Source organism: Paenibacillus sp. FSL R5-0701 (genome assembly GCF_037973995.1).
Lineage (GTDB): Bacteria > Bacillota > Bacilli > Paenibacillales > Paenibacillaceae > Paenibacillus.
In genome coordinates this window covers 2,052,063-2,073,479 of the sequence record NZ_CP150230.1, presented here as the reverse complement: position 1 = coordinate 2,073,479, position 21,417 = coordinate 2,052,063, and the positions used below count along the sequence as shown (strand labels likewise).

Here is a 21,417-nt window from a genome sequence, read left to right as displayed (position 1 = left end):
GATTAGATAAAGCAGGAGTCTATGTTCGCCAAGTGCGAGCATAGACTCCTGCTTTACTGTTTTTTATTTCTGTTCTTTCGTCCATTGCAGCGTATCGTTGTCAATCACAATATACCCTTTTTCCTCACCTTGCACATAAGATAATGCCAATCTCATCAGGTCAGGTTCTAGTTGGCATGTGGTAACACATGTAACCTGGTCAATATGATCCGCAGGCAGGCACAACGTCAGAATACCCACTTTTCCCGAGAAATCAGTCTTGCCCTGGATGACCGATGTTTCCGACTTGGAACCATACACCTCAGATATCCAGCCGGGCTGCTCCGTCAACGCGAAGGCTCCCTTCCCGATGCCTGCCGTAACCCATTGCATCGTCAGCGTTATGGAAGATGCCTCATAGCTCATATCCGCCGTCATTTCTCCAGCTTCATTCATCCTCAACGCAATATCCGCTTGCGGATGCAGGTGAAAACGTTGCTCCAGAGTATGCTCTGCTTCTGCCTCCAGCCAATCCACAATTAGTAGTATAGGAATCTCCACCCCTGCCAGCATCCACCGGCGATGTGTAACTGGATCTGGCAAATGTGTATATCCATCCTGCGAAGCATCAATGAAGTGATAGCTGTCATTGCTCTCCCAACGTAACGTTGTGGCCTGAGCCTCCGGTTCACCCCATTGCTGTGTGGAGAGATAAGGTGTCTGATTCAGACCATCCACCGTGACGGTATTGTGCGCCCGCGTACTTTTGAAATACCGACGCCATTCCCCTTCTTCATACGTGTAACGTCCGGTGTCCGTGAAGAAAAGCTGGTTCTTCCACATCCACTCCACATTCAGCGCATCTGCATGTCCATGTGCTCCGCCCATGGCAGCCGCATCAAAAAAAAGATATTGATACTTGTCCCTCATAACATAATATCCTGTCTGCGGAAAAGCCCGGCTCGACAAAGCCGGAGAAGAAGAAGCCTGTAGACGGAGGCACCGCTCATATTTCTCCACACCCAGCAACCAGAGACACTCCGAGCTATCCGTTCCGCGAGCCATCAAATCATCATCGTCCAGGATCGCTCCAAGCAGGGTCAGTCGTTGTCGTCCATCGCCAACCCAATCCGAATCACCAATACCGGTAGACTGGTGATCTGGTCGAATCAGCGCCTCAGTAAATGCTGCCATTTGGCATAGACAGCTGGCATACCATTTCGAGAAAGGATGTCCTGAAATCTCACCCAACCGATAAGGCGTGCCAAACATCTCGATGCTGGCATTGTGGTAATGTGTTGTCAGTTCAACCTGTATTCCCTCTTCACCCAACTGATGCAGCAAACACAGCTCAAGACGTTCCATCGCCACTTGACGCCAGTGTGGACTTCGCGGGTGCTGGTGGTAGAACGTAGCAATCATGAACAAGCCTTGCATATGCATAATGGCATGATTGATTTCCGTGCTGCCGAGGTAACGGGTCAAAAACTCGGCGTGCTCTTCCAGACCTTGTCGGAACTCCGCCTGAAAACCTTCGTCTATCAGTGAACTCGCTTCCATATATTTATATGCCGATATCCAGGACTGCACACGTAGTCCCGTCTCCAGCAGGCGCCACGGACCGGGTTTTTGAAAGAACACAGCCTCGTCATAAACCAGATTTACAGAAACCGGGTTTTGCTGTCTCCAGCTACGGAAGTGGTCAATAAATGCTGTTACATATAGCGGATTGCCCTTCATCAGATACGCCTTGCCCAGATCGAGCATATGCCAGTGTCGATTGATGCCCCATGTGAACTCCAGATCATTGGTCGGGTTGTCGAGCCAGTCCACAGGTGTCCCCATCGGAATCCAGCGATTCAGATCGTTGGTATAAGGAACAATAAATTCATTCAGGATGGCACGATTGGCAATCGTGAGCGAATTTCGGGCTTCTTCCGGAAAATGTTTTTCATAATATTGGGCAGCCCGTTGCAGATCCGTTGCCGAAAGGTAAAAATCGCTCATTGGGACGCCTCGAGGAAATCCTGACGGAATGGGGTAAACACATCCAGAATGACGGAGTCCTCCAGGGCCTTGACCCCATGCGGAACGTTAAAACCGGCATAAAAGCTGTCCCCTGCTTTTAAGATACGAGTTTCTTCACCGACCTGTACCTCAAAGCTGCCTTTGACGATATAGCTGACTTGCTCGTGCGCATCATGGGAGTGAACTTCTCCAATACCACCTTTAGCAAAGGTAACCTCCACCATCATTAATGTACCGCCCATGCCCAAGATCTTGCGGGAACTCGTTTCGTTTATGATATATGCATCGGTAGACGCATGATTAATAATCATTTTGCTTTTCCCCTTTCCTTGTGAATAAGCGACCGAAGTAGTTAAACCACGGCCGCTATGAACGTTTATTAGTCTTCTGTGGACAATTTACCCTGAAGCTTGGAAGAATCGAACGATGGATCAGCAGTTATGTTGGTCAGCCCTGCCGCTTTGGTTTTCTCCAGAGCTGCATTGTACCTTGTATCCAGATCCTTGATCACAGCATCGAGATCGCCACCCGTGAATACAAAGATTGAAAAAGCCTCACCCCATTTGGTGCCTTCCAGTGAACTCTCGGTCACCACACTTGGATTTGCCGGGAAAATGGCATCATATCGTTTGGGCAGGAAACCTTCAATGCCCGGAATGCTTGGTTTTTTGTCAGAGCTTAGTACAGCAGGAATCAGTGAGATTCCGTATCCCTTTTCGTAATACTCACTCTGAAGATCTGTGCTGTACACATACTCCATAAACTTCCATGCCGCTTCCTTATTGGCAGAATCTGCATTGATGCCGATGTAGGAGCCCCCGATGACTTGCGAAGCGCCCTTGATCGTTCCATCATTTGTTGGCACAGGAGCCGTTGCCCAATTTTCTTTGGTAGGAAACTGATCTTTATATACCCCTGGTTCGCCGGAGTGATTAATGTACATTCCAATTTTTCCTTGTGCAAACTGGGCTCGGAGTGGATCGATGTCCAGACTTTCTACCCCTGGCAGCATACTGCCATCCTGATTCATCTGACGGAGTGCCATTGCGATATCCTTGTACATCCCAAAATCAAATTGGCCAGTCTTGTAGTTGTAACCATCAATACCAACATTACTGCTTGCACCTGCGATCGTATTGGCTGCTCTCCAGAAGCCGCTGCTGCTCTTGAACGGGCTGGCAAAACCATAGATGCCTTCACTTTTACCAACTTCGGTAATTTTTTTGGCATCCGCAACCATCTCAGCCAACGTTTTTGGCGGACTCTCGATCCCTGCCTTTTTGAAAATATCCTTGTTATACACAAGTCGCCAGACCTGCCCTGTATTGGGGAGGGAATATATTTTTCCATCAATCGTGTTTTTATTTTCAATCAAGCTGTCTTTAAACACGGCCTTCATCTCATCACTCATGTATCCATCGATCGGGGCGAGATATCCCTTCTGATAGTACGTCTGAAAATCATTAACTTGCAGCACATCGGGTGCCTGCTTGCTGGCAAAAGCAATATCGACCGCCTGTGGGTAGTTGTCCCCCATCACGGTCATCTCCACTTCAATGTTGTCCTTGTTCGTCTGATTGAACTCATCGATCTTGGATTTCATAAAATCAGCATCATGGCGGTCCGGTGTCCAATATATGATTTTGGTTTTCCCTCCGGCATTCTCCCCGCTGGTCCCCGATTCGCTATTTGCCGAAGTACCACTGTCAGCAGAACAACCTGCCAAACTTAGCGCCAGCAATGCACTTAGCGTAGTCACCATCCACTTTTTAACCATTGATATGCCCCCTTATGCTTGTCTGGACAACCCATTTGGTTATCCGTTAACGTAATGATAATAGCTACGCTTTCATGGAAGTGAGGGACATTCTGACTTTGCATGGTGGGAAAAATGACGATCCGTATCGGTTTCAATTCTCATACATTTGCCGGAAGCAGGTTGGCGTCATGCCGCAATATTTCTTGAACAAACCGCTGAAATAAGGCCTGTCCTCATAACCCAGCCTCTGGCAGATCTCTTGCACTTGTACACCTGCAACCAGCAACTCTTTTGCTTTTTCCATCCTCATCTTAGTAATATATTGAATCGGCGTTATGCCCGTTTCCTTTTTGAAGGCATTGGCAAAATAACTCGGACTTAAATGCACGGATTGGGCACAGGCATGCAGCGTCAGATTTTCTGCAAGATTCAGACTGATATATTCCTGTGCTTTGCTAATCGCCTGTTTGACATCGGTGAGTCGCTTTTTGTCCATAATCTCGCATCCCATACTGCTAAAATGCTTGATATATCCCCTCCAGCCCTCAAACGTCAAGGAGCGCATCGCCTCAAGCACTGTCAGGTCGGCCTCCAGACGCAAGCGTTCCTCTGCTGTAATCTCATCACAAAAGGCACGGTAGATGGCAAAGGCCAGTCCAGACAACAAACGAATCATCGTGAGCGGCTCGGGAAAACCTTCGGAAACCTGCCATTCTTCGAGAATTTCATCAATGATGCGGTGACAGGTGCTCTCATTACCACATTTCAGTGCGTAAAAAAGCTCTTTTTCCTTCTCCAAAGGATATACCGGGGCCACACAGGCCTGATTCTCCAGTTCAGCATACTTGAGGATGCAATTTCCTTCACTGTAAAAACGATAGGATATCGCCTGATCTGCATGTGCGTAGGACGTCCAGATTTCCTGTGGTCTGTGGGCAATCGTACCCACACCAATCGAGACTGTTTTTTTGCTGAATCGCTCCACATTTTGGCGGCATTGCTCCAGGAGCTCGGAGACGTCGATCTGACTTGGTGTGTTAAATATGGCGGCAAGCCGGTATCGGTTTTCCCGTAAAACAACGCCCTTGGTATAGCGGTTCAAGGTTTCTCCCACAATATTTTGGACCGCAAAAGGAACGATTTCGGCATCCAGATGCATCGTGTATCCATATCGCGTATAACCATCCACCTCAATGACCATCACGAGAAGATTGGAGGAATCGAGATCAATATGCAGCTCGTTCCAGCGACTTTCATTCAGGAAGCCCCCGATTTCATGACGCAACAAACCCAGGAGATAGCTGTGACGCTCGTACTGGCTGCTGCTCTCCACCTTCTGCTCCAACTGTTCCAACTGTTTGCACTGTGCCTGCTCTTCCTTAATCACCTGTCTTACCTTCAACACCGCACCGAGTATTTCTTCAGGGGTAAACGGTTTGAGCAAATAGTCGGATGCCCCCAGCTTGATGGCTTCCTGTGCATATTGGAAATCCGAATAACCACTGATGAAAATAAATTTGGCTCGCAGTCCGGCATCCAATGCCCGCTTCATGAGGTCCAGTCCGCTCAGCTTGGGCATCCTGATATCACTAATCACGATGTCGGGTTGCTGCTCCAGCAACAAGGACCAACCGCGCTCTCCATTGCCTGCCGTGCCTACAATCCGAACCTGATGATCTTCCCACGGAATAGTTGAGGATATGCCCTTTACAACTGCCTGGATATCATCCATAACACACATCGTCAATTGGCCCATACTGCCCCTCCTCAGGTGATCGGAATCGTGATAACAACTGTTGTTCCTACATCTGTACTGCTATGAAACACAATCGAGGCCACATCCCCGTAGTGCAGGCTTAGTCTGCCATGGAGATTGGATAGGGCATAACCTTTGCGTCCCCCGTCAGGAGCGTCCTCAGCATAGATGCTGGCTACATCCATCCCACATCCATTGTCAGCCACCTCCAGCCGTAGTGTGTCACCCTGACGATCAATGCGGATCAGGATAACGCCCAAATCTTCTTTGTCATTGAATCCATGCAGGATGGAATTCTCGACCAAGGGCTGAAGCAATATTTTTAAAATATCAACAGCGTAACAAGAGGGGTCCCCCACCTCAATTCGATAAACGAACAGATCCTCATAACATTTTTGCTGAAGCTGCATGTATTGTTCGACATGTTTGATCTCCTGCCCCACACTGGTGATGTCTTTCCCATCATTCAGTCCCAGACGGAATAACAAGGATAAGGAGACGATCATCTCACTTACATCCTTCTTCTCTCCGCTCTCACTTTTCCAGAACATTGTATTCAGCGTATTGTAGAGGAAATGAGGATCAACCTGCGCCTGAAGCGCCTTGACTTCAAACCGCCGTTTGTCTTGCTCTGTTGTCCGTACTTCTTCAAACAGAACCTGAATCTGGTCCAACATCCGATTGAAACGATGCCCTACAGCGCTGACTTCATCGTCATACTTGCTGCGAAACCGTACATCCAGATCATTGGACTCCACCTCAACCATCAGGCGTCGCAGTTTGTTCAGTGGCTTCAGCAGAGCGGATGCCAGCAGCCTGGACAACCCAAGTGCAAGCAAAATGCAAAACAACATGATCAGGATGATCAGCCAGCGTATCTTTTGGAGGGGGGACAACAAGTCAGCCTTGGACTGTACACTTACCATGACCCAATCCTCGTTCATCGACAATGCCGAATAGTTAACAAGCATGTCCTCCCCCTGATCGTTCCTATAGGTAAAATCTCCAGCATCGCCACGGCTAAACTGTTGGGTAAAGTCCGGCTCCATAATGAAATCGTAATTTCGGGACCTGGGTCGAATGACTTCATTTCCGTTTTTGTGCAGCAAAAACAGTTGAATCTGGTTATTCATGAGATCCTGCGTCAGAATGTCTCGCATCGCCTCTTCCTTCATATTGACGACCATATATACATTCGAATAGGTATGATTATCGATCACAATGGGTTTGAGCAACAGAGATAACACATTTCCTTGGGATTGGAACAATTCACTCTGATGTGAACCAAACCACATCGTATTCCAGCCTTGCAGCTTCACGTAGCGTCCGTATTCCCTGTCGAACGGGTTATTGCGATTCGGAAAATCTTTGGTCGAGAAAAAATCACCGATGGGTGTTGTCAGATATGCGGTATCAATCAGTGGCTCTACGAGCTTCAATTGAGCAAACGATGTTTGCAGCAGCGAGAGATTCTGATAATAATGAGATGTGTTATTTTTCCCCACGTCCTTCATGACCTGGGTGAATGCTTCATTGAGCATAAAAGAAAAAGAGGATACAACAATATGCCTTAGATGTTCATCCATAACCTGCACTGATTTGTTCAGAATGCTTTGTTTCAGTTCAAGTGCATTCTGCTCAATGCTTCGTGCAGCAAAGAGATAAGAGCATATCCCGGTCACACTGATGCACAGGACAACGAGAAAAATGTACAGCAGCTGTATTCTTTTTTTCAGGGACATTTTATAAAAGTCGAATATCATCGGCGCTCGCTCCTTGAACACGGCTTGGCCCGTCCGCTGTGAATTAAAATGAGTATAGCACAGTGGAATAACCCGTAAAACCGTTTCCATGATTGTGCTCACGCCTATCCTTTCACAGCTCCCAAGGTCACCTGCATGAATGATTTGTTGGCAAAAATATAAACGATGAGCAGCGGCAAAATGGACAGACAGGCTCCGGCCATCATCAGTTGGACCTCAGCCGCAGCTCCGATGCCATATCGCAGATTAGCCAGCCCAACCGGCAAAGTCTGCAAATCCGGATTGCTCATGGTGAATACAAAAGGAAGAATATATTCATTCCATGAACTCTGGAATACCCCTAAACCTGCAACGGCGAGTCCGGGCCGCAGGAGCGGAAGAATAATTCGCCAGTATGTGGTGAAGAAATTACAGCCATCAATCATCGCCGCTTCATCCAGTTCGCGCGGGATGCTCTTGAAGAAACCAATGAGAATAAAGTATGTGGCAGCGTGTGCGCTGATCAGTATAATAATAACGCCCCACAACGTGGTATTCAGCCCCAGCTTAACCATGAGGTCAAATTGCGGACGCAGCACAACCGCGCCAATGGAGATAAACAGAGTGGATGCCATGAGCAAGGTGTACCCCTTTTTCCCTTTGAAATTCACTCGATCCACAGCATAGGCTGACATCGAAGCTACCAGCAACGTGCCAACTGTGGTACTGATGCTAACAAACACGCTGTTCATCGTAAAACCTGAAAAATTGGCGGTTTTCCAGGCCTGAGCATAGTTGGAGAACTGCCAAATCTTCGGCCAGATGGTAGCCCCTCCGGTCAATTCCTGGTTTGTTTTGAAGGAACCGAGCAATACAAGTATGATGGGGAACAACGACAGCAGAGCAATTGCGATCAAAAACAGCCAAAGTACCGTTCGTTTGGTCCAGCGAATGAGTTGGGGAGACCCTGAGGGCGCAAGCACATTTTGAGTCATCATCGTTTCCTCCTGATTAATTTATACGTGTTCAAAAAGTCTGTTTTTCATTTTAATAGACATCATTGAGCTTTTTGGATATACGGAAATAAATGAGCGTCACAGCCCCTACGATGAGAGCCGTTGTTGAACCAACCGCACTGCCATAACCGAGCTGCTGGAGTGATTGGGTGTCAGCCGACACGGGAAACAACAGTTTAAACAAATACAGATACATCACCTCTGTTTTGCCATACGGCCCTCCTTCGGTAAGCACCATAATACTCTCGTAACCTTTCAGCGCCGTGGTAATTGCCAGCATGATGATCATCTGCAAGACTGGACCCAGCAATGGAATTGTTACATTCCGCAGTTTCTGAAACTCACTCGCTCCATCCAGCGATGCCGCCTCATAAAGCTCTTCGGGAATGCTCTGAAGACCCGCAATGAACAACAACATATAGTTGCCCACAGCCCCCCAGATGGCGATGATGATGGTTGTTAGCATGGCATGTTCAGCCCCCAGCCAGCTAATGGATTCGGAGATCACATGATACTTGAGCAGCAATTGGTTCAATATTCCGTTATAAGAGTTGAAAATAATAAAGAATACAATCGCCATGACCGAAGCACTAAAAATAGTGGGGAGATAATAGATCGCCCTAAAGAGGGATCGCCCTCTCCATTTGCGATTCAGAATAATCGCCAGAGTTAACGACAGTGGAATTGTAACAACGAGTTTGCCCAGGGCGTACACACCCGTGTTGCCTACAGAATCCCAGAATTGCCCGTCACGCAAAATGCGTCCAAAATTATCAAGCCCGATAAAGACAGGCGTCCCGATGCCTTGATAATCATAGAACATGTAACGCAGCGCCCATAACAGCGGATAGATCCCAAATACAAGGGTTAAAAAAAGACTTGGAAAGATGAACATATAGGCATGTATTTTGGATGGTTTCACCAGAATCGGACCCCCTATAGCTTTTGAATGAAGTATAGAGGGAATATGGAGGTAGGCGGGATAGGGAAATCAACTTTTTACAGGGGAGAATGTGACTGCATGACCATACAAAAAAACCTGTATTCAACGAATTTCCGTTGAGTCTACAGGTTCATATCATGCGGTTCGTAATCTTAAATCTCAGTATACGTATGTAGCGTATAGGCTACTCTGCTTCATCATACAGACGCAGCAGTTCTGTAAAATCAGAGATGAGCACATCTGAGCCCGCAAGCTCCTCATCACGGCCAAACCCGGCATAAGCACAGCCGATGACCGCCTGACCGTTCATTTTACCAGCTTCCACATCAGAAGAGCGATCCCCTACCATCCATGCGTCCTGAATACGATGTTTCTCAAGCAGGATCTGCACCAGATTAATCTTGGAAGGAGTCTTGTACTGGCCTGCACTGTATACCCCTTCAAAGAAAGGCATAATCTCGTGTGCAAACGCCACACCCTTCACATAGTCCTCCAGCCCGTTACTTGCGACAAAAAGACGCACTCCTTGTTGTTTTAATGCTTGCAGTGTTTCTTTCACCCCAGGATACAATTGGGAACTTCCTTGATCAAGCCCCTCAATCTCCAGTTGAAGCAACAGTTCGTCTGCACGGCGATGTGCCGCTTCCGATGCCTCAGGCATAACCACTTTCCATATATCTTCGAGCAACATGCCCAAACTTCCCAGCATCCGTTCCTCGGGTGGAGTTTCTCCTTCAAAATGCCCTTCGGCACGCAATGTATCAAATAGTTGCTGGTAAGCTGGCAACAACAGGGTCTCTGTCTGGAACAGCGTACCATCCATGTCAAAAATCATCGCTTCCGGTTTGAGCAATACCTTCTCTTTATTCATGTCCAATGTTCCTTTCGGATTGGGATATTGTATATGTAATTGGAATCGTTCCCTTCCCATGATAAACATAACGTTCAGACGTGTAAACCAACGATTGTAAAAGATCATCAACCCCAACCTTACACAACATCAACCAAACGTTATATTATAGTTAAACAAACTATGTACAAAATAAATTTCTTTGCGTATAATACTAAAAAAATAGTTCTTCAGACACCTGATCTAAAGACCTACATTTATCACATTTTCGGTTTTTTCGACAACTACATATACCCCAGAGAGAGGAATAACAAACATGAAAAAGCGAAAGACCTTTAAGATTTTTTATAAGATCGGATTAGGATATTTACTCGTACTGGCTGTACTGGCTGGTTGCATCCTGCTGATTCAGAACAACACAAGTCAGCTTCAACGGGAACTGGATTTTCTGGTCGATCACGATATGAGGGTACACGCCCTCACCTATGAACTCGAAAGAAACATGGTAGATATGGAAACAGGTCAACGCGGTTACATCATCACGGGTCAGGACAATTATCTCGATCCCTACACCCAAGGAAAAGCGCAACTTATTACACTCAAAGATGAACTTGCTGCTTTAATTTCGGATAATCCGGCTCAACTTGCACTTTTGGAAGACATACATACTAATATGGAGAACTGGGTCCAGGTCGCTGGTGAACCTATGGTCGCCCTTCGCCAAGTAAATAATACGCAGGCCATTCGAGATTTTTTCGCAGATGATCCAGGTAAAAGAGACATGGACCAGATTCGGACTGCTCTCGATACGTTTCGAACCAACGAGCATACGTTAACCGATAACCGTACAGAAGCACTGAAGCAAAAAAACACACTACTGAACCTGGAACTGTATGGGGCACTTATCGTTGTGGCCATTATCTCGTTCATCACTGCATTGGTCCTGTCACGTGCCATTGTTAGAAACATCCGTACCGTGAAGCAGGCATTAAATGACATCGGTTCTTCCAATGGTGACCTGACACTGAGAATCGCTACGCCAATGAAAGACGAAACTCGTGAACTCGCGGAGGCAGCCAATACAATGCTCACTGGTTTGCAGCAAATGATGCTGGACGTTCAGAGCAATGCCATGATTCTGAGTAAAGCTTCGGATCGATTGGATAAAGGGGTTGCCGATAGCCATCTTGCAGGAAAAGAAGTTGCCACTGCCATGGAACGTGTAGCTGAAGGCGCTGATGAACAGGTTGCTCTTACGCAAACCATGGTAGCTGCGATGCAGCAATCCCTCCACGGCCTTAATCGTGTCGCCTCCTCGGCAAGTGACGTGGCAGGCCGTGCAGTTCGTACCGAATCCATTGCCGTGGATGGGCAACAGCGCATTGATAATGCTGTAGGTAAAATGAGTTCCATTGAGCAATCCTTCCTCTCTGTACAGGAAGCCATTAATGAAATTTCGAAGATGTCTGATCAAGTGATCAACATTGCAGATTCAATGTCAGGTATTGCGAGACAAACCAATCTGCTTGCACTTAACGCCGGAATCGAAGCTGCCCGCGCTGGGGAAAATGGACGCGGCTTCGCTGTTGTTGCTGCGGAAATTCGTAATCTTGCAGACCAAAGTGCAACATCAGCCAAAGAGATTACAAGTATATTGGAAACCGTGGTAGCAGGTGTTCAGAGTACGGTGCAGGTGGTTGATGAGAGTACTCTACATGTGAATGAAGGGTTGCGGACCATTGAGGATGCAGGTAATGCTTTTTCAACCATTACTCAGCATATTCATAACCTCAGCGGTGAAGTTTTGGAGGTATCTGCTGTTGTCGAGGAGTTAACTTCCGGTAGTGAGGCTGTGATGAAGTCCATCAATGAAGTATCGGCTGTTGTGGAAGATACTGCATCAGCCACGGAAGAAGTATCTGCGATGACGGAGGAGCAACTTGCTTCCCTGCAGGAAATGTCTGACACGTCCAAGCAGTTGAATGAAATGTCGGATACACTTGATCAGCTGGTTAAGCGATTCAAGCTGGCGTGACCTGAATCAACATACAACATAACGATAGAATGTCTATGTAGCTCTATTTTGCGCCAAAACACAGGAAAGAAGCATCGCAGACAGGCACACCTGGGCCACTGCGATGCTTCTTGGTGTTACGGAGAGCTGATACATTTTAAAGGTACAGCAGGCACTTCGAAATGAAAAAACCTGACACTCCTTTTCTTATCCTGATTGTTCCGTGTTCCGTAACGCTTCCAGTATCAATTGTGCCTGATACCCATCGTTAAAGTCATATATCTTAGCTGGTTTGCCTTGTATACGTGCAATCACATGTTTAAGAACCGGCAATTCACTGGCGGACTCAAGCACTTCCACAGGAGAAAGTGGCTGCCCCACCATGCCAGTCTTCAATTCTTCCCAATTTTCCAGCGCAATCGTGCCTTTTGTGCCATACACCACCATGGATACACGTTCTTCCCCCGCAAATTGAGAGATGCCGTTCAGCTGAATTCGGATTCCGTCTTCCAGTTCCATTGCAGCCTGTACTTCTAGTTCACAGTCTCCATTCTCAGGATATTGAACCTGAGTGCTCACTACCCGGATGGCACCAAACACCTTTTGAATCATATGAATCCAGTGAATCCCCACTTCAAGAATAAATCCACCCTGTTCCCGGCTTGTAATCCATGCATTCTGTTGCCATGATCGTGGCCACTGCGGGAATTGCAAAATGAGATCTATTTTGCGAATGGCCCCCACAGTATCCTGCTCAATCATCTCTTGCAACTTCAGCACGGAAGGTTCATGCGGCATCGAGAAATGGATGGCATGAACAACGCCCGCTTTTTGCGCTGCATCCAGCATCTTTTTGGCTTCTTCTATACTATTGGCAAGCGGTTTCTCGCAGAATACATGAATTTTGCGCTCCAGCGCCTCCATGACAACCGGATAATGAAATTTCGGCGGAACTGCAATATACAACAGATCAATCTGATGTTCATTCATCAATTGCTTGTAATCCGTATACGTCCTAACTCCCCGATGAGAAGCTGCAAAAGACGCCAAACTTTCCTCATTCGCATCACACACCGCAACAATCTCAATCTCCGTGTCCATCTTTGTATTCTCGATGAGATGAACCATATGTAATCCCATTTTACCCAGCCCAATTAGAGCCATCTTGATGACTGTCATTCCATCCCCCTCCAATTCCTTTCCAGTATAGCAGAAAGCAAAGAATTGCGAATGCGATGCGTTGATACGAAAAAAGATAAATCCCTAGCTTTCAAGTCGCTATTAGAGACTGAAATTCATCATTGTCAGTCATATTTTTACATTATTTGAACTTCGCAACTACTGGGTAATTCGTTCCAGGGATATATAATCAATTGTTTTCACTTTATCCAGCAACACTTAAAGCGTTACCAACTTAAGAATCAGGAATTTAGACTCACAAATACAGGTTGACAAAAAACCACAAAAAAAGATACTCTTCCTAATAACAATGAATATTTCCTCTTACAACCTTAGATAGTAACTTGCATTCAACAAATGGAATATGCGTATGGTTCTAATAACCTATTTCATGAAGCGAGGTGTCCCGCATGAGAACAGTTGCGGACTATTTGGCAGAAACTCTGCGTAATCTAGGCGTTACTCATGTCTTTGGTATTATTGGTAAATCCATCTGCCCTGCTGTACTGAAAATGGTGGATTACGGATTAGAGTTCATTCCAGGCCGTCATGAATCCAGCTCAGGTTTTGCCGCATCCGGTTATGCATTACAGACGGGTAAACTCGGCGTTGCCTTTGCCACATCCGGTCCAGGCGGAACCAATCTGCTTACTGCAGCAGCCCATGCAAAGGCCAACAATCTGCCCGTTCTATTTATTACGGGTCATCAATCCATCCAGGAACTGGGGCTACCTCAGTGCCAGGATTCCTCTTCCTATCTGGCTGATCTAGCCGAGATGTTCCGGCCTGCCACATTATTCAGTAAACTCGTTGAGCGTGGAGATCACTTCGGCACCCTACTGAATCATGCCTTATCCATTGCCCTTGGTCCGAATAAAGGCCCTGTTCACCTCTGTCTTCCTTTTGACGTACAGACTGAATTGTTATCGGAATGCCGGATTATCATTCCCGAACCGGAACCTCTTTTTAGTATATCTAACCTGAATCGTATTTTCCCTCTCATTCAACAATCCAACCGCCCTTTAATTATTGCTGGTAAAGGTGTAAGTCGTGCCAGAGCCCATGATGAATTGCTTCAATTGGCCGAATCGTTCAAAATTCCTGTCATTACTACGCCTGGTGGAAAAGGAGCGATTGCGTGGGACCATCCCCTGTACCATGGACCTTGTGGTGTTGGAGGATTTCCACATGCAGACGACATGTTGAACCAAAGTGACCTTTATATTGTACTCGGTTCACGTCTGAGTGATATGACCCTATGCAATCTGAAACCTGAGAACCACCCGGCACACCTCATTCAATTTGATACTGATCCTACATTTGTGGGTAAGATTATGAGCGCTCAAACCTTACATATCACCGGTGATTTGAAGGACAACCTGCAATATTTGCTGGGCACATTAGAAGAACTTCCTACTCCTGTGAGAACCACGGCACCCATCGATTACACTGTCCCTTTACCAGATCTCCCCCAACTGTCTCTGGCTTCTGTGTTAGACGGAATGAGCGATCTGCTTCCGTACGATCATAAGCTTTTTGTTGATGATGGCAGCCACGGATTTCATGCGGTCCAGCGATATAAAGTCAAGAAACCAGGCAGCTTTGTGTTTGACGCTTACTTTGCCTGCATGGGTAATGCCATTGGTATGGCGATAGGTGCAAAGACCGCTTCACCTGAAGAGACCGTCGTATGTATCACCGGGGATGGATGTTTCATGATGCTGGGGACGGAGATCCATACCGCGGTATGCAACAATCTGAACGTCATCTTCATTGTCGTTAACAACAAACAACTGGATATGGCTCTCAAAGGAATGAAAAAAACAACAGGCAGGATCGATGGCACCTTATTTGAGGTTCCCATGGATGCAGCCAAATTCGCCGAATCTCTGGGAGCTGTCGCTTTCCGGGCAGAGACACATGAAGAATTCTCATCTGCGCTGAGCACAGCCCAAACGTTGAATCAGGTGACTGTCATTGAGCTTCTGACTGATCGAGATGAAATTCCACCTACGGCTCACCGCACCGTAACTTTGAATTAGGAGGAGCATATCATGAGCGAACATGTAGCTCAGGGACTGGACCGTTTTGCTAAACTTTCTGGTGAGTACGGCGCAAGAGCCCTTGCACCAATCAAGGAGCATTTTCCCGAATTATCTGAATTTATTATGGGGACAGCATATGGGGATATTTTTCAGCGCACCACCATTACGGATCAATGGAAGGAAGTCGCTATCATATCTTCGTTGATCACCCAAGGACAGTATGAACAACTAGGCGTGCATTACACGATGGCTCTGAGTGTCGGGGTAACTGTAGATCAACTCAAGGGGATATTGCTACATTTGGCTCCGTGTGTGGGTGCTCCGCGGATCATAAGTGCGTTTAATATTTTGCTTGCCACCTTGGATGAAATACAGTAATTCACTTTTCTACATTTTTATACATGATTCGACTTTTTTATTGATCTTTTTACATTCCTACCTTTATAATATGGTTAAATTATCCTTCGAACCAGCTCGCATCTTAGAAGCCTTTAGTAGAGGCCCAATGGGCTGTGTATCCATTAACAGGATAGCCTTAACTCATTTAAAGGAGAGAGATCAAGCATGGGAAATTTCATTCTGAAGACTGACGTACCGAACAAGGTGTTAAACATTGAACTGGAGGGTTCTTTCTCCCAAGAAGACGGTTTGCGTTCCATCTCGGCCTATCAGGATACGATCGCTCCTATTAATACCAAGGAGTATAACCTGAACATCGATTGCAAAAAGTTGAATGTTACGGCTCCGGAGATTGTGCCTCTTCTGGAAGGCTGCCTTCAAATGTTCAAAAAAGATGAATATAAAAAAATCGTGTTGACCCTCGAGAACAACGCGATTCTAAAAATGCAGTTGTCCCGGCTCGGACGGTCAGTCGGTCTGGACAATCTCGAAATCATCTCTACCGTTACCACTTAATAAACCAGGCGGACAAGCTGAGAATTCACCCTTCCGCTCAAGAGGAGAATGAAGATGGCCGGAATTCGTATTGTAGATATCGATATCTATCATCCAGCAACCAAGGTGCACAATGATTTTTATATTGAACATTTTGATGCAAGAGGTGTAGATATTCGTGGATTGTTACAGGCACTTGGTCGTGATACACGTTATAAAATTGACAACGATGACGAAAATTCACTAAGCATGGCCTTTGAGGCAGCCAGTAACCTACTGGAGAAAACCGGACTCACCGGTGCAGATATTGATCTGATTGCTTATGCAAGCCAAACGCCAGAATACATCTTTCCTACGAATTCCCTGATGATTCACCGCCTGATTAACGGCGCTTCTCACACGATCTGCATTGACAGCAACGCCAACTGCGCAGGCATGACAGCAGCTTTCGAACAGGTTAGCCGGCAGATGCTGGGCAATCCTCGCATTCGTCGTGCCTTAATCATCGGCTCGGATTACGTGGCTCCTCACGCCAGCCCGGACGATCCCGTATACTTCGCCAATTTCGGTGATGCAGCAGCGGCGGTTATTGTGGAGCGGGATGAACATGCTGTCGGTTTCATTGATTCAATCTATCAGACGGATACGTGTGTGTATGGTAATTCGCTCTTTCCTGCAGAAGGCCTGGCTAAACTGGGCAAAACGGGTGTAGATGCGGGTGCTTTTCATGTGAAATTCATACCATTCGATGATTCCATCTGCGTGGATGCCGCTTCGGAGTCCATCCGTACCCTGTTAACACGCAACGAGATTACACCAGACGAGATCAAAGCCGCCTGCTTCTCTCAACTATCCATTAGTAATATTCGGGCTGTATCCGAGAATGTCGGCATTGCTGATGATATTGCCGTCTACATTGGCGATGAATTCGGATATACCTCAACCAGCAGTCCATTCATTGCATTGCATCGGGCGGTTACAAGCGGTCAGATTCAGCGTGGTGACAAAGTGTTGTTCTGGACGGTTGGAGCCGGGTGGCAAAATGTAGCCATGGTGGTAGAATACTAGGCTAGCCTTTTTCGCCATCATATCTTTATTCAGCAGAATAATAACTAGGACGATCCCTTTTATTTTAATTCAAAAAGGATCGTCTTTTTATTTGAACGGAATCCTCACTCCACCACGTATACTGCTTCTGGCTTTATTAACTAACTCATAGTAATTAACTCAAAGCAAAAAGCAGCCCTATCGGACTGCCAGACTTCTGCTTCTATACCAAACGTTCAGAAAATCTTCTTTGTCTCGCGATCGTCTTTCAGGATCTCTACAGCCTCCCGGAAACGCAAGGAATGCACGATCTCCCGTTCCCTCAGGAATTTCAGACTGTCCTGCAGATCCACGTCATCCGTCATGTCGATCAACCATTGGTATGTAGCCCGGGCCTTCTCTTCCGCTGCAATGTCTTCGTACAGATCCGCAATCGGATCACCCTTGGCTTGAATATACGTAGCGGTAAACGGTACACCTGCTGCATTGCTGTAAAAAAGGGCCTTATCATGATTAACGTAGTGAGCAGCCAGCCCGGCTTGCTCCAGCTGTTCAACTGTAGCATCTTTAGTCAGCTTATAGATCATGGTTGCAATCATCTCGAGGTGGGCAAATTCTTCTGTTCCAATGTCGTTTAACAGGCCGATAATTTTGTCTGGAATCGTATAACGCTGGTTCAGATACCGCAGGGCAGCTGCCAATTCCCCGTCTGCTCCACCATACTGCTCCATCAGTAATTTGGCCATATGAGGGTCACATTTACTCACTCGAACGGGATATTGTAGCTTTTTCTCGTATACCCACATTGCAAGACTCCTCCTTTAACGTTTATACCTGCCAAGGCCATGGTGTCTGGGACCACTCCCACGGATATTTCGAGAAGGCGTGACCAAAATTCATCAGCGGTCCATACAGCTGTTGAAACTCATGAGCTACCCGCATTCGCTCCTGGCTGAACTTGTTGTACTGCTCAATGCTTTGGAAGTCACCTGGATGGGTATCCAGGTACAGATTCAGTTCCACTAACACGAAGTCCAGCGCCTGAAGTTCTTCCAGCAACTCGTAGTATTTTGCATCACAGGCTTTCGGTGCTTCAGGTTCCATCTGCCTCCACCTTCCTCTCCTTTGATTTCTTGGATGTGTAAGGGCTATATAATGCAGGCCATAATGTTCCCAGTCTTAACGCTTCTGCCGGACTGTATTGCGGCCAACCCATGGGCTGGAAAGGTATAAACAACTGCGGTGGAACAAGATACGTGCGGATTTCCATCGGTTTGCAAGGATCAAACGGCCCCACAAAAGGAGCATAGGCTCGAAGCTGTGGATCCTTCACTCGAAACGCCTCCTTCAACGATGTTTACGTGCATTCCCCATACCATTCAAACCATTGCTTCCCGTCTCTACATGTATATGTTTCAGTTCTACAGGTTAATCCCCATTTATCCAAACTTCATAAAGGAATTTCTCATGCCAACTTCACTCTCAATCAAAAAAGACCTTTGGAAGCACCTCTTACGGCACTTCCAAAGGTCTGTATTTCGTAAATGAGTAACATGTTCACACTTGCTCATCTCACTCATCTTCAGATTACTACAAAATCTATTCTACTGGTTTTTCTTCCGAATTCATGTCTTGAGGAACAGATTGTTTGTACACTCGAACCCGGGTAATTCGCAAACGAGTGGACTCCTCCACTTCAAAGACGTATCCATTCAGCTCCCGAGTTTTGCCCTTGGCTGGACTACCTCCAAGCTCTTTAAACAGCCATCCGCCAATGGTATCCACTTCTTCATCCTCAATGATGGCTCCGGTCCACTTATGAACTTCTTCAATAAGCGAACGACCATCAATGGAAAACGAATCACCACTGCGTTCCATATGTGGACGCTCATCCTCAAATTCGTCATACAAATCTCCAACGATCTCTTCCAGAATTTCTTCCGCAGTCAGCAATCCAGCTGTGCCGCCATATTCATCCACAACCAGCGTCATCTGAGAATGTTTCTTCTGCATCAGACGCAGCACATGGCTGATTTCCATAGATTCAGGAACGTTTAAGATTGGACGAACAAGTGAAGCCAGATCATGTTGTTGCTCCGGTTTAGCCAGCAACAGATCAGTGATGTGTATGAATCCGATGATCTCATCCTTGTCTTCTACTGCAACAGGATACCGGGAATGTTTGGTTGCATTAATGATCTCCAGATTCTCTTCCAAAGACATATGCGTGTACAGACAATCCATGTCTGTACGTGGCAGCATCACTTCACGTGCCAGCATATCGGAGAAATCAAAGATGTTGTCCATCAGTTTGATCTCATCTTTATCGATGACACCACTTTTGGCACTCTGCTTCATCAGAATTCGAAGTTCATCTTCCGAGTGAGCTTCTCCTTCACTGGCAGGTTCGATACCTGCCAAACGCAGCAATGCATTGGCCGATACATTCAGTACCCAGATGAACGGGAAGAAGATTTTGTAGAACAACAGCAAGGGTGCAGATAAGAACAATGCCACTCCGTCTGTTTTTTGAATTGCCAACGATTTAGGCGCAAGCTCACCCAACACAATATGCAGAAACGTAATGATACAGAAACCGATAATGACCGACACGGTCGAAATAAGCCCTGTATCTCCTACACCGAGCTTAAACATGAGAGGCTCAACGAGCAATTCAGAGATGGCTGGTTCTCCCAGCCACCCGAGTCCAAGTGATGTTAATGTAATCCCGAACTGAGTTGCCGATAGATAGGAATCCAGTTTACTATTCACCTTCAGTGCATAACCAGCCAAACGGTTTCCTTCACTCTGCAATTGAGTTAAGCGTGTCTGCCTTACTTTCACAAGGGAAAATTCTGCTGCAACAAATACGCCATTCAAAAATACGAGCAAAAAGACACAGACCAGATTAAATACCAGCTGTCCAAGATGAAATTCAGTATGAATATCCAAGTTGAAACTCCCCTTTTCTATCTATTTCAGGAATACACCTGGAATATCAACGTGTGATTGCCTTTCTCGATTTGAAATCCACACCCTTGTAATACATATCTGCCACTAGCAGGTTTGGTCCGCAACAGGATGCAATATCGCAATGGCAATTGACCGTTTGATTCAACGGATGTTCAGCTGACCATTCATGGAACACATCATCCAGTTTCCGATCACGAATGTTTCCAAACGCCGGGATATCCGCAAAATCCGTCACATACACATTACCCGTGAACATGTTGACGTTAACGCGGTTACGTCCGTCCGGATCGTTACGTACCGTCACATTTGGTTCGCTGTATAAACGGTTGATCAGTTCCCGATCCTGCTCTGCTGCACTGCACGCGAAGAATGGCAGGGTCCCGAATAACATCCACATATCTTTGTCACGCACATCAAGCAAACGATGAATCGCTGCTCTCATATGATCCAGTGATAACACAGGCAGTGACGAAGCAAAGTTCGAATTATACATCGGATGCACTTCATGACGGACACAGCCCATCTCACGAATCAATTGGTGAATACCATCCAGCTTGTCGTGCGTACGGAAATTAATCATCGATTCCGCAGAGATAAACATGCCTGCTTCACTCAGTTTGCGTGAATTTTCAATCATTTTCTCATACATTTTCACCGCTACTTCACGTTTCACAGGTCTGCCACTATTCGCAAATCCAACTTGATGGAAATCGTCAGCATTCAGATAGTTGAATGAGATATGCATAACGTCCAGATAAGGTAAAATTTGCTCATACCGGCTGATATCCAGCGTTAAATTCGAATTGATCTGGGAACGAATTCCACGTTCCTTGGCATATTTGAGCAGCGGGATAATCATCTCATCCACTGTTTTCTGGCTAAAGCTTGGCTCGCCACCCGTCAGACTAATCGTCTGCAGATGCTCCACTTCATCCAATCGTTTCAGCATCAGAGGGAGCGGAAGAGCCGGCGCCTCACGCATCGTAAGCATATCTCCCACGGCACAATGCTCACACCTCATATTGCACAGATGTGTCACGGTCATTTCTACACTGGTCAGCACATGGCGTCCATATGTACGCAGAGAACCGATCGGATCCCACGGATCATTCGTTGGCGATAAAGGCATCGGTTGTACCGATCCTGAGTTTAGCATGGTCATTGTTCTTCACCTTATTCCTTTTATTAACCT

19 protein-coding genes are annotated in these 21,417 nt (G+C 46.5%); 5 read left to right on the top strand and 14 right to left on the bottom strand.

Annotation, left to right across the window (positions count from 1 at the left end; genetic code table 11):
* Nucleotides 1-63: 63 nt before the first annotated feature.
* The 8 genes from MKZ13_RS09740 to MKZ13_RS09705 all read right to left on the bottom strand — a co-directional run bounded on the left by MKZ13_RS09740 (nt 64) and on the right by MKZ13_RS09705 (nt 10,094).
* Nucleotides 64-1,986, bottom strand: a complete 1,923-nt coding sequence (locus MKZ13_RS09740) for an alginate lyase family protein (protein WP_339183645.1) — start codon at nt 1,984-1,986, stop codon at nt 64-66.
* Nucleotides 1,983-2,318, bottom strand: a complete 336-nt coding sequence (locus tag MKZ13_RS09735; protein ID WP_339183643.1) for a cupin domain-containing protein — start codon at nt 2,316-2,318, stop codon at nt 1,983-1,985. The genes MKZ13_RS09740 and MKZ13_RS09735 overlap by 4 nt, the downstream gene beginning before the upstream one ends.
* 68 nt (nt 2,319-2,386) lie before the next feature.
* Nucleotides 2,387-3,784 (bottom strand): sugar ABC transporter substrate-binding protein, encoded by a 1,398-nt coding sequence (locus tag MKZ13_RS09730; RefSeq protein ID WP_339183641.1) that lies wholly within the window; start codon nt 3,782-3,784, stop codon nt 2,387-2,389.
* Between the two features lie 133 nt (nt 3,785-3,917).
* Nucleotides 3,918-5,522, bottom strand: a complete 1,605-nt coding sequence (locus MKZ13_RS09725; protein ID WP_339183639.1) for a helix-turn-helix domain-containing protein — start codon at nt 5,520-5,522, stop codon at nt 3,918-3,920.
* An 11-nt stretch (nt 5,523-5,533) separates the two neighbouring features.
* Nucleotides 5,534-7,375 carry a sensor histidine kinase gene (locus MKZ13_RS09720; RefSeq protein ID WP_339183637.1) on the bottom strand — a complete coding sequence of 614 codons (1,842 nt, stop codon included), beginning with the start codon at nt 7,373-7,375 and terminating at the stop codon, nt 5,534-5,536.
* A 14-nt stretch (nt 7,376-7,389) separates the two neighbouring features.
* The gene (locus tag MKZ13_RS09715) at nt 7,390-8,259 is read right to left on the bottom strand and encodes a carbohydrate ABC transporter permease (RefSeq protein ID WP_076327005.1); all 870 of its coding nucleotides are present in this window, start codon (nt 8,257-8,259) and stop codon (nt 7,390-7,392) included.
* Nucleotides 8,260-8,311: 52 nt separating this feature from the next.
* Nucleotides 8,312-9,202 (bottom strand): sugar ABC transporter permease, encoded by an 891-nt coding sequence (locus tag MKZ13_RS09710; RefSeq protein ID WP_339183635.1) that lies wholly within the window; start codon nt 9,200-9,202, stop codon nt 8,312-8,314.
* A gap of 205 nt (nt 9,203-9,407) precedes the next feature.
* Nucleotides 9,408-10,094 (bottom strand): HAD hydrolase-like protein, encoded by a 687-nt coding sequence (locus MKZ13_RS09705; RefSeq protein WP_047844222.1) that lies wholly within the window; start codon nt 10,092-10,094, stop codon nt 9,408-9,410.
* Between the two features lie 295 nt (nt 10,095-10,389).
* Between MKZ13_RS09705 and MKZ13_RS09700 the strand changes: the two genes are divergently transcribed.
* A complete protein-coding gene (locus MKZ13_RS09700) occupies nt 10,390-12,108 on the top strand; it encodes a methyl-accepting chemotaxis protein (protein ID WP_339183632.1) in 1,719 nt (572 codons plus the stop codon).
* 186 nt (nt 12,109-12,294) lie between these two features.
* On the opposite strand, the gene MKZ13_RS09695 is transcribed toward MKZ13_RS09700, so the two are convergent.
* Nucleotides 12,295-13,266, bottom strand: a complete 972-nt coding sequence (locus tag MKZ13_RS09695; RefSeq protein ID WP_339183630.1) for a Gfo/Idh/MocA family oxidoreductase — start codon at nt 13,264-13,266, stop codon at nt 12,295-12,297.
* Nucleotides 13,267-13,676: 410 nt separating this feature from the next.
* On the opposite strand from MKZ13_RS09695, the gene MKZ13_RS09690 reads away from it, so the two are divergent.
* The 4 genes from MKZ13_RS09690 (at nt 13,677) to MKZ13_RS09675 (ending at nt 17,273) form a co-directional block, all read left to right on the top strand.
* Nucleotides 13,677-15,308 carry a thiamine pyrophosphate-binding protein gene (locus MKZ13_RS09690; protein ID WP_339183628.1) on the top strand — a complete coding sequence of 544 codons (1,632 nt, stop codon included), beginning with the start codon at nt 13,677-13,679 and terminating at the stop codon, nt 15,306-15,308.
* 12 nt (nt 15,309-15,320) lie between these two features.
* A complete protein-coding gene (locus MKZ13_RS09685; RefSeq protein WP_017689521.1) occupies nt 15,321-15,689 on the top strand; it encodes a carboxymuconolactone decarboxylase family protein in 369 nt (122 codons plus the stop codon).
* Between the two features lie 186 nt (nt 15,690-15,875).
* Complete coding sequence (locus MKZ13_RS09680) at nt 15,876-16,226, top strand: hypothetical protein (protein WP_339183626.1); 351 nt, start codon at nt 15,876-15,878, stop codon at nt 16,224-16,226.
* 54 nt (nt 16,227-16,280) lie between these two features.
* Nucleotides 16,281-17,273 carry a 3-oxoacyl-[acyl-carrier-protein] synthase III C-terminal domain-containing protein gene (locus tag MKZ13_RS09675; RefSeq protein WP_339183624.1) on the top strand — a complete coding sequence of 331 codons (993 nt, stop codon included), beginning with the start codon at nt 16,281-16,283 and terminating at the stop codon, nt 17,271-17,273.
* A 215-nt stretch (nt 17,274-17,488) separates the two neighbouring features.
* Here the strand turns inward: MKZ13_RS09675 and MKZ13_RS09670 are convergent, their stop codons facing one another.
* The 5 genes from MKZ13_RS09670 to yfkAB all read right to left on the bottom strand — a co-directional run bounded on the left by MKZ13_RS09670 (nt 17,489) and on the right by yfkAB (nt 21,387).
* Nucleotides 17,489-18,058, bottom strand: coding sequence for a manganese catalase family protein (locus tag MKZ13_RS09670; protein WP_339183622.1), 570 nt, complete (start codon nt 18,056-18,058; stop codon nt 17,489-17,491).
* A 22-nt stretch (nt 18,059-18,080) separates the two neighbouring features.
* Nucleotides 18,081-18,356: a spore coat protein CotJB gene (locus tag MKZ13_RS09665; protein WP_076209123.1), complete on the bottom strand. Its 276-nt coding sequence runs from the start codon at nt 18,354-18,356 to the stop codon at nt 18,081-18,083.
* Nucleotides 18,346-18,585, bottom strand: coding sequence for a spore coat associated protein CotJA (locus MKZ13_RS09660; RefSeq protein WP_179088483.1), 240 nt, complete (start codon nt 18,583-18,585; stop codon nt 18,346-18,348). The genes MKZ13_RS09665 and MKZ13_RS09660 overlap by 11 nt, the downstream gene beginning before the upstream one ends.
* 266 nt (nt 18,586-18,851) lie before the next feature.
* Nucleotides 18,852-20,204 carry a hemolysin family protein gene (locus MKZ13_RS09655; RefSeq protein ID WP_339183617.1) on the bottom strand — a complete coding sequence of 451 codons (1,353 nt, stop codon included), beginning with the start codon at nt 20,202-20,204 and terminating at the stop codon, nt 18,852-18,854.
* A 46-nt stretch (nt 20,205-20,250) separates the two neighbouring features.
* The gene (gene yfkAB / locus MKZ13_RS09650) at nt 20,251-21,387 is read right to left on the bottom strand and encodes a radical SAM/CxCxxxxC motif protein YfkAB (protein WP_339183614.1); all 1,137 of its coding nucleotides are present in this window, start codon (nt 21,385-21,387) and stop codon (nt 20,251-20,253) included.
* Nucleotides 21,388-21,417 lie beyond the last annotated feature (30 nt).

Bases quoted from the DNA above. Each gene is read 5' to 3' on its own strand.
- MKZ13_RS09740 (WP_339183645.1), bottom strand. From the start codon at position 1,986: ATGAGCGATTTTTACCTTTCGGCAACGGATCTGCAACGGGCTGCCCAA.
- MKZ13_RS09735 (WP_339183643.1), bottom strand. From the start codon at position 2,318: ATGATTATTAATCATGCGTCTACCGATGCATATATCATAAACGAAACG.
- MKZ13_RS09730 (WP_339183641.1), bottom strand. From the start codon at position 3,784: ATGGTTAAAAAGTGGATGGTGACTACGCTAAGTGCATTGCTGGCGCTA.
- MKZ13_RS09725 (WP_339183639.1), bottom strand. From the start codon at position 5,522: ATGGGCCAATTGACGATGTGTGTTATGGATGATATCCAGGCAGTTGTA.
- MKZ13_RS09720 (WP_339183637.1), bottom strand. From the start codon at position 7,375: ATGGAAACGGTTTTACGGGTTATTCCACTGTGCTATACTCATTTTAAT.
- MKZ13_RS09715 (WP_076327005.1), bottom strand. From the start codon at position 8,259: ATGACTCAAAATGTGCTTGCGCCCTCAGGGTCTCCCCAACTCATTCGC.
- MKZ13_RS09705 (WP_047844222.1), bottom strand. From the start codon at position 10,094: ATGAATAAAGAGAAGGTATTGCTCAAACCGGAAGCGATGATTTTTGAC.
- MKZ13_RS09700 (WP_339183632.1), top strand. From the start codon at position 10,390: ATGAAAAAGCGAAAGACCTTTAAGATTTTTTATAAGATCGGATTAGGA.
- MKZ13_RS09695 (WP_339183630.1), bottom strand. From the start codon at position 13,266: ATGACAGTCATCAAGATGGCTCTAATTGGGCTGGGTAAAATGGGATTA.
- MKZ13_RS09690 (WP_339183628.1), top strand. From the start codon at position 13,677: ATGAGAACAGTTGCGGACTATTTGGCAGAAACTCTGCGTAATCTAGGC.
- MKZ13_RS09685 (WP_017689521.1), top strand. From the start codon at position 15,321: ATGAGCGAACATGTAGCTCAGGGACTGGACCGTTTTGCTAAACTTTCT.
- MKZ13_RS09680 (WP_339183626.1), top strand. From the start codon at position 15,876: ATGGGAAATTTCATTCTGAAGACTGACGTACCGAACAAGGTGTTAAAC.
- MKZ13_RS09675 (WP_339183624.1), top strand. From the start codon at position 16,281: ATGGCCGGAATTCGTATTGTAGATATCGATATCTATCATCCAGCAACC.
- MKZ13_RS09670 (WP_339183622.1), bottom strand. From the start codon at position 18,058: ATGTGGGTATACGAGAAAAAGCTACAATATCCCGTTCGAGTGAGTAAA.
- MKZ13_RS09665 (WP_076209123.1), bottom strand. From the start codon at position 18,356: ATGGAACCTGAAGCACCGAAAGCCTGTGATGCAAAATACTACGAGTTG.
- yfkAB (WP_339183614.1), bottom strand. From the start codon at position 21,387: ATGACCATGCTAAACTCAGGATCGGTACAACCGATGCCTTTATCGCCA.